Source organism: Bacillus sp. BPN334 (assembly GCF_008368885.1).
Classification (GTDB): Bacteria; Bacillota; Bacilli; order Bacillales; family Bacillaceae_G; genus Bacillus_A; species Bacillus_A wiedmannii.
The window spans coordinates 172,513-180,458 of sequence record NZ_QOZW01000014.1 but is presented as its reverse complement, the minus strand read 5'-3'; the positions used below and the strand labels follow the sequence as shown (position 1 = coordinate 180,458).

General features: G+C 35.8%; 10 protein-coding genes and 1 other annotated feature. Of the genes, 7 read left to right on the top strand and 3 right to left on the bottom strand.

Going from position 1 to position 7,946, the window contains the following annotated elements; genetic code table 11:
- Nucleotides 1-497 precede the first annotated feature (497 nt).
- Nucleotides 498-1,841, top strand: a complete 1,344-nt coding sequence (locus DN393_RS23375) for a TrkH family potassium uptake protein (RefSeq protein ID WP_000454120.1) — start codon at nt 498-500, stop codon at nt 1,839-1,841.
- Between the two features lie 33 nt (nt 1,842-1,874).
- Here the strand turns inward: DN393_RS23375 and DN393_RS23370 are convergent, their stop codons facing one another.
- Nucleotides 1,875-2,267: a hypothetical protein gene (locus tag DN393_RS23370; RefSeq protein ID WP_002007169.1), complete on the bottom strand. Its 393-nt coding sequence runs from the start codon at nt 2,265-2,267 to the stop codon at nt 1,875-1,877.
- Nucleotides 2,268-2,470: 203 nt separating this feature from the next.
- Between DN393_RS23370 and ytfJ the strand changes: the two genes are divergently transcribed.
- Complete coding sequence (ytfJ, locus tag DN393_RS23365; RefSeq protein ID WP_064476678.1) at nt 2,471-2,938, top strand: GerW family sporulation protein; 468 nt, start codon at nt 2,471-2,473, stop codon at nt 2,936-2,938.
- A gap of 108 nt (nt 2,939-3,046) precedes the next feature.
- A complete protein-coding gene (locus DN393_RS23360; RefSeq protein WP_000608225.1) occupies nt 3,047-3,136 on the top strand; it encodes a hypothetical protein in 90 nt (29 codons plus the stop codon).
- Nucleotides 3,137-3,487: 351 nt separating this feature from the next.
- Here the strand turns inward: DN393_RS23360 and DN393_RS23355 are convergent, their stop codons facing one another.
- Together DN393_RS23355 and DN393_RS23350 are read right to left on the bottom strand one after the other, a co-directional pair.
- Nucleotides 3,488-3,727, bottom strand: a complete 240-nt coding sequence (locus tag DN393_RS23355; RefSeq protein WP_000101010.1) for a YkuS family protein — start codon at nt 3,725-3,727, stop codon at nt 3,488-3,490.
- 126 nt (nt 3,728-3,853) lie between these two features.
- Entirely contained in the window at nt 3,854-4,093 is a 240-nt protein-coding gene (locus DN393_RS23350) for a DUF3911 family protein (RefSeq protein ID WP_000752504.1), read from the bottom strand.
- Nucleotides 4,094-4,161: 68 nt separating this feature from the next.
- Between DN393_RS23350 and DN393_RS32525 the strand changes: the two genes are divergently transcribed.
- From DN393_RS32525 to ilvN, 4 genes are all read left to right on the top strand, one after another.
- Nucleotides 4,162-4,368, top strand: a complete 207-nt coding sequence (locus DN393_RS32525) for a hypothetical protein (protein WP_048561401.1) — start codon at nt 4,162-4,164, stop codon at nt 4,366-4,368.
- Nucleotides 4,369-4,509: 141 nt separating this feature from the next.
- Complete coding sequence (ilvE, locus tag DN393_RS23340) at nt 4,510-5,406, top strand: branched-chain-amino-acid transaminase (protein ID WP_098111192.1); 897 nt, start codon at nt 4,510-4,512, stop codon at nt 5,404-5,406.
- A gap of 16 nt (nt 5,407-5,422) precedes the next feature.
- Nucleotides 5,423-5,650 (top strand) — a binding site (T-box leader).
- A gap of 73 nt (nt 5,651-5,723) precedes the next feature.
- A complete protein-coding gene (gene ilvB, locus DN393_RS23335) occupies nt 5,724-7,424 on the top strand; it encodes an acetolactate synthase large subunit (RefSeq protein ID WP_149173982.1) in 1,701 nt (566 codons plus the stop codon).
- On the top strand, nt 7,421-7,930 hold the full coding sequence (gene ilvN / locus DN393_RS23330) for an acetolactate synthase small subunit (protein WP_000822948.1): 510 nt from the start codon (nt 7,421-7,423) through the stop codon (nt 7,928-7,930). The genes ilvB and ilvN overlap by 4 nt, the downstream gene beginning before the upstream one ends.
- Nucleotides 7,931-7,946: the final 16 nt, after the last annotated feature.

Genomic DNA, 7,946 nt, shown 5'->3' with positions numbered 1-7,946 from the left:
ATATACTATAAAAGATAGAAGTGACCTTGGTGTGAACATAGAGTGAAAGAGAGAGGGAGTTTTAGATAAGAGGTAGAGTAAATAAAAAATAAGACCATCACATAAGAGATGGTCAAGGAAGGGGACAATTTATGTCAATTTAATTAGGGATGGAAGTTGTTCAAGACACTGGGGAATGTCTTATAAATTAGGGAGGAACAACTTCGATATATATACTATAAAAGATAGAAGTGACCTTGGTGTGAACATAGAGTGAAAGGTATGAGAATTTGAGAAATGATACATATAAAATGATTGTTGCGAGAGTTGTAGAGTACGAATAAATATAATAGAAAGTTTCTTGTCATAAAATGAAGTGGAGTTCGAGTATAAATAAAAGTTGAAATCTTTAAAAAAAAGGATTATGCTCAACTATATTATAAGAATATAAGGTTTATCCCGCTATGTAAGGTTTCTTATAAGCCTTTAGTTATGAGGGGAAAAGGGAGTTAGTGAATATGGAAGTAACAAAAAGACAAGGGCTGTATAATCGTTTTATACGATTAAATCCACCACAAATATTAGCATTAGGTTTTTTCTGCTTAATTGTGGTTGGCGGTTTGTTATTAAAGTTACCATTCGCAACGAAAGTACATATTAGTTGGGTAGATGCTTTCTTTACGGCAACGTCAGCAGCAACTGTAACGGGATTAGGGGTAGTAGATACTGCAAGTACGTTTACGATGTTTGGCGAGATTGTTATTATGTTTTTAATTCAAACAGGTGGTTTAGGTCTTATGACAATTGCCATTTTAATTGTTTGGGTATTAGGTAAAAAAATCGGGTTACGCCATCGATTATTAATCGGAGAGGCATTTAATCAGACAAATATAGGTGGTCTTGTAAAATTAGTAAAGCGTGTCTTTATATTTTCAATTTGTATTGAGCTTATTGGAGTCATCTTTTTATCGTTTCGCTTTATTCCAGAGTTTGGTTTTGGAAAAGGTGTATACTATAGTATTTTTCACGTTATTGCATCTTATAATAATGCTGGATTTGCTCTATGGCCGGATAATTTAACAAGGTATGTAGGAGATCCTATTATTAATATTGGGATTTGCTCTTTAATCGTAATAGGTGGTCTCGGTTTTACCGTATTAATTGATATATGGTATAGTCGTAGCTTTCGAAAATTATCACTTCATTCTAAAATCATGATTGTTGGAACAGTAGCGTTAAATGTTATAGCAATGATTGTGATTTTTGTATTGGAATATAATAATGTGAAGACGTTAGGGAATTTACCTTTAAATGAAAAGTTATGGGCTTCTTTCTTCCAAGGTATTACTCCTCGTACTGCTGGATTTAATACAGTTGACTACGGGGGAATGGAAGAATCATCTATATTATTTACGATGGTTTTAATGTTTATTGGTGCAGGAAGTGTATCAACAGGTGGAGGGATTAAATTAACAACTTTTGTTATTTTAGTTACATCCGTTCTTTCTTTCTTTAGAAAAAAAGAGGAAATCGTTTTATTTCAGCGCACTATAAAAATGTCAACAGTAACGAGAGCGTTAGCCATTGCTGTTGCCAGTCAAATACTCATTTTTGCAGCAGTATTTGTATTAATGCTTACAGAAAACTTTAGTTTTATTCAGTTACTATTTGAAACAATTTCAGCGTTTGGAACAGTAGGGTTAACGATGGGGATTACTGCAAAGTTATCAGCGTTTGGAAAATGTATTATTATGTTTGTTATGTTTTGTGGATTAATTGGACCGTTAACACTTGTTTTTTCTTTAGCGCGACCAGCAAAACAAAAAATCAAATATCCATCGGAAGATGTATTTACAGGATAAGGTATCCCGCATAAGCGAGATACCTTTTTCTTTTTAAAAAAGGGAGAACAATAATCCGACAAGTGCTACTCGGAATAAAATTGCAATGAGTGCTGCAATTCCGCCGACAATCGCAGCGATACCACCAGTTACAGTAGCTCCGCGATTATAAGCGTAAATTCCTAGTAATACAGAAACAAGACCAAATAATGTTGGGAAGGTAAAGAGTGATAAGATAGATAAGGCAAGAGCGATAAAGCCAGCAGTTGATCCAGCGGCGGACGATCTTACATCATCTTTATTATCTTTCTCATCGTAATCATAATCAATGCGCTGTGGTGCAACCTCAGCTGCATATTCTTCTTTATAGTCACTATAATCACTATCTATTCTATCTCTTTTTTTATACTCATCAAATTTCTCAGTCAAAGTCATGACTCCTTTCATAACAAGGTTCAATAGTAGTATGCATCTCTTTTTCTTTTTTATCCCGCTATTTGTGGCCCGCAAACGCCCGATTGGTAAGGGTTAATACTTAGTGGGTGATGAACAAAACCTCATTGATTAAAATTTTACTTTATCCGAGCTTGTACAAGGCGTAATTCCACTTAGAAGAGTGGAATTATTTTTTTGAAATAGGAAAAGTTAGTATGACTTCCTCTATTTTGGAAAGTATAAAAAAGAATAATGAGGAAAGGGTGCAATACATAATGGAACATCCAATTGAAAATTTAATGAAAACAGCAATGACAAATTTAAAAGAAATGGTAGATGTAAATACGATTGTTGGAAGTCCAGTTTCAACAGCTGATGGAAATGTAGTATTAACAGTATCTCAAGTGGCTTTTGGTTTTGGTGCCGGTGGAAGTGACTTTAAAGGTGATTTTATTTCCGAAAAACATAATAACGGACAAGGGCAGCATAAAGAGCACAAGCAAAGTCATCCATTTGGAGGCGGAAGCGGGGCTGGGGTTTCTATTAGCCCAGTTGCTTTTTTAGTAGTCGGTTCTAACGGTGTGCAAGTATTACACCTCAATAGTAGTACACATTTAATTGAAAAGGCTTTAAATACGGTACCAAGCACTGTAGATAAATTTGTAAATGGTCGCCAAAAGTGAACTTGCATTTTTTAGGAATTATGATATATTAGAAAAAGTGCGCTTTAAGATGATCGGAATAATTGAACTGTAAATATATATGATGTGTGGAATAAGGGAGAGGAATTTATGATTAATATCAAAAACTTAGTAGTTGGCTTATGTATGTTAGTAAGCGGTTTTGTTGTATATGTAATAAAAGAAAAAGCTCCATTCTAAAACAGACAAACCGTTACTGTCTGTTTTTAATTTGTAAAAAATGTTGACAAGTTATTGTATTGGTGTTAAAATTTTAATTCGTGTCTCGGTTACAGCTAGTATAAAGTAAATAAATCTTATAAATGTAATACGAAAAGTTTGCGAAAGATCGGGTAGTCTTACCAACAACTTTTGTGAACAAACCCTATAAATTATTATTGTAGGCTTTATATGTATACTAGTGAATCAAGGAGCGGTCAGTGGAACCGTAATGATGAGAGAGAGGTAGGGCTTTCATCCAGTATATGTTACTTTCCCGTTAGGTGAATATAAAAAAGAGGACTCCTTTTCAAAAGGAGTCCTCTTTCTTTTTTAAGTGCGGCTCTCAACTTGCTGACAAATTTCATCTGTTGTTAAACCATGAGCTGCAATTACCGATCCCTTAATTGATGCATCTGCAATACCCATCATATTAGAATCTTGCCCAGTTACAACACAACAATCGCACCCTTGTGCATCATGTTCTGAGCCCAGGGTAACAACTTCATGTCCCTGTTGCTGAAGAGCTTGTTGAACATCTGTTAATGAGTTTTCAACGCCAATTCTAGCCATAATTCTCACCTCCTACCATCTAGTTGCTAGTATGCTCTAGTACATCGTATATATTTATGCAAAGACGGTAGGAAGCATATATTTATCCTGCTATTTACGGATAGCTTGATTAAAGTATCACTTTATTTAGTCGTTATATACACCAGTAAGCATTTGACTTACGAATTGATCGTTTAAAGTATCTTGGGCAGAAGAAGTATTTGAATGAATGTCAATTGAAGCAATAAAATTATTATGTTCTTTATTATTTGGTTCTACCTCTACATAATTATCGAATTTACAAAAACCTTTCGTATCCATTAGATCAAATAGTTGAAGCATTTCTACTACCTCTTGTCTCGTTCCTTTAATTTGTACACACGCCATATTGATTTCCTCCTTCATTTTGACAAATTGTTTTTTAAAAATAGGATTATGATTACGAAACGAAAAATATGAATGTTATTTTTAGACAGCGTTATTTTTATTATTTTCCCCCTTTTTCAGCAAAAGTCGTTATATATTCCCGAATTTATAAAAACGGACGTCCGTTTATTGAATACAATAGATTCGTATCAATTGATGAAAATCCTTCTTTTAAACAAATATTTTTTTTAGGGGAAATTGACGAAAAAAATTTTTTGACTTTTTGTAAACGTTAACAATGCTGTTAAATCAATATAATCAAAGATGTACGTACGATTAAAAATTAAAAATTTTCTAAAAATTTACTTGATTTATTTAGAAAGGAGAGTAAACTAGGAAACAATAAAAAATTCATAGAACATAGGAGGCGCTTTCCAGTGAACGAGCAATGGATTTTCTTAAATGGAGAATTTGTTCCAAAAGACGAGGCAAAAGTTTCAGTATATGATCATGGTTATTTATATGGCGATGGAGTATTTGAAGGAATTAGAGTATATAGCGGTAATGTTTTCCGTTTGAGAGAGCATCTTGTCCGGTTATATGAATCAGCAAAATCCATCATGTTAGAAATTCCATATTCTTTAGATGAAGTAACGCATATTGTTGTTGAGACGATTCGACAAAATAAATTATCTAATGGATACATTCGCCTTGTTGTATCGAGAGGAGCAGGAAATCTTGGATTAGATCCTGATTCTTGTAAGAAACCGAATGTAGTAGTAATTGCAGAACAACTATCTTTATTCCCGCAAGAATATTATGAAAAGGGGATTCCGGTTGTAACAGTTGCAACGCGCCGAAACCGTCCAGATGTTTTGTCGCCTCAAGTAAAATCTTTAAATTACTTAAACAATATTTTAGTTCGTATTGAAGCGAAATTAGCTGGAGTACAAGAAGCACTTATGTTAAATGATCAAGGATACGTAGCTGAAGGATCGGGAGATAACGTGTTTATTGTAAAAGGAAATAAATTAATTACACCACCAAGTTCTGCTGGAGCGTTAGAAGGCATTACACGAAACGCTATTTTAGAAATCGGTGAAAAACTTGGATATGACGTTAGAGAAGAGTTATTTACAAGACATGATGTATATGTAGCTGATGAAGTATTTTTAACAGGAACGGCTGCTGAAGTAATTGCTGTTACGACAGTAGATGGTAGAACGATTGGTTTAGGGCAAACAGGTCCACATACGAATCGTTTATTAGAAGAATTCCGAAAGTTAGTTATAGAAGATGGAGAGAAGATTTACGAAGAAAATAAAGTTGGATAACAACTCTTTATAACATAAGAAAGCGTTGAGAGGGAGGAGTAGTTGATTGTGAAGCCTCACAGAGAGTCGGTGGTTGCTGGAAACCGATGGTTCACGTCGACGAACATCGCCCTTGAGTGCTAAGCTGAAGCATTTGTCTAGGCTTAGACGGTAGCTCCGTTATTAGCTAGACTCATTTATGGGTCACTGAGGCAAGAGTATTCTTGCGAAGAAGGGTGGTACCGCGAAATCTTTCGTCCCTTCAGCACATAGCTGGAGTGTGGACGTAGGATTTTTTTTATTGATAAAAGTTTTCAAAAAGGGGGCTTATAAGAACAATGTCTTCAAAAACGGAAGAGAAACTGGCAACTGGTGCACAGCTATTGTTAGAAGCGCTAGAAAAGGAAGGAGTAGAAGTAATTTTCGGTTATCCTGGTGGTGCGGTTTTACCTCTTTATGATGCACTCTACGACTGTGAAATTCCGCATATTTTAACAAGGCATGAGCAAGGAGCTATTCACGCCGCTGAAGGGTATGCCAGAATTACTGGTAATCCAGGGGTTGTCATTGCAACGAGTGGACCAGGTGCTACAAATGTTATTACTGGTCTAGCAGATGCGATGATTGATTCATTACCACTTGTTGTATTTACAGGGCAAGTAGCAACGACGTTAATTGGAAGTGATGCTTTCCAAGAAGCGGATATTATGGGGCTTACGATGCCGGTGACAAAACATAACTATCAAGTGCGAAAGGCTTCAGATTTACCTCGAATTATTAAAGAAGCATTTCATATTGCTAGAACAGGAAGACCAGGCCCAGTCGTTATTGACCTTCCGAAAGATATGGTAGTAGAGCAAGGAGAACGATGTAATGACGTACAAATGGATTTACCGGGATACAACCCTAATTATGAACCGAATTTACTCCAAATAAACAAATTATTACAAGCAATTAGGGCTGCAAACAAGCCGTTAATTTTAGCTGGAGCAGGTGTGTTGCATGCGAAGGCTTCGAAAGAGTTAACAAGTTTTGCTCGTAAATATGAAATTCCTGTTGTGCATACATTACTTGGTCTTGGTGGGTTTCCGCCAGATGATGAACTTTTTCTAGGAATGGGAGGAATGCACGGTTCTTACACAGCCAATATGGCGTTATATGAATGCGACTTACTTATTAATATAGGTGCAAGATTTGATGATCGTCTTACTGGGAATTTAGCTTATTTTGCTAAAAAGGCGACTGTTGCGCATATTGATATTGATCCAGCAGAAATCGGAAAAAATGTGCCGACTGAGATTCCAATTGTTGCAAGTGCTAAGCGAGCGCTGGAAGTATTACTTCAACCAGAAGGAAGGAAAGAAAATCATCATAAGTGGCTCTCTTTATTAAAGAGTAGAAAAGAAAAGTATCCACTATCTTATAAAAGGAATTCGGAAAGTATTAAGCCTCAATACGCAATTGATATGTTATATGAAATTACGAAAGGAGAAGCGATTGTAACAACAGATGTTGGGCAACATCAAATGTGGGCAGCCCAATATTATCCGCTCAAAACTCCTGATAAATGGGTAACTTCAGGAGGATTAGGAACGATGGGCTTCGGATTTCCAGCAGCAATTGGTGCGCAAATTGCAAAGCGTGAGGAACTAGTTATTGCAATTGTAGGTGACGCTGGATTTCAAATGACCTTGCAAGAATTAAGTGTGTTAAAAGAACACTCATTGCCTGTTAAAGTATTTATTTTAAATAATGAAGCTTTAGGAATGGTAAGACAATGGCAAGATGAATTTTATAACAAAAGATATTCGCACTCTTTACTATCGTGTCAACCAGATTTCGTTGCCCTTGCAAATGCGTATGGCATAAAAGGAGTTCGTATAGATGATCCACTTCTTGCAAAGAAGCAAATACAGCAGGCGATTAAATTACAAGAACCAGTCGTAATTGATTGCCGTGTACTTCAATCAGAAAAGGTAATGCCGATGGTTGCGCCAGGGAAAGGTGTTCACCAAATGGAGGGAGTGGAAAAAAGGTGAAGAGAATTGTTACAGCGACAGTTCGAAATCAAAGTGGTGTGTTAAACCGAATTACGGGTGTTATGACACGAAGACATTTCAATATTGAAAGTATTTCAGTAGGTCATACGGAATCATCGGACATATCGCGGATGACGATTGTTGTACACGTCGAAAATGAACAGCAAGTGGAGCAGTTAATTAAACAACTTCATAAGCAAATTGATGTTCTGAAAGTATCAGATATTACAGAAGAAGCGATGATCGCAAGAGAACTTGCACTTATTAAAGTAGCAACATCAGTAGCAAGAGCAGAATTATATAGTTTAATTGAACCGTTTCGAGCCGCTGTAATAGATGTTGGGAAGGATTCCATAGTTGTGCAAGTAACTGGTACGCAGGAGAAAGTAGAAGCATTAATTGAATTACTTCGTCCGTATGGTTTGAAAGAAATTGCTAGAACAGGTGTAACAGCGTTTACGCGTAGTATGAAAAAACAAGATAAGCAAGTTATGTTAATTCAATAACCATTTAAATATAGGG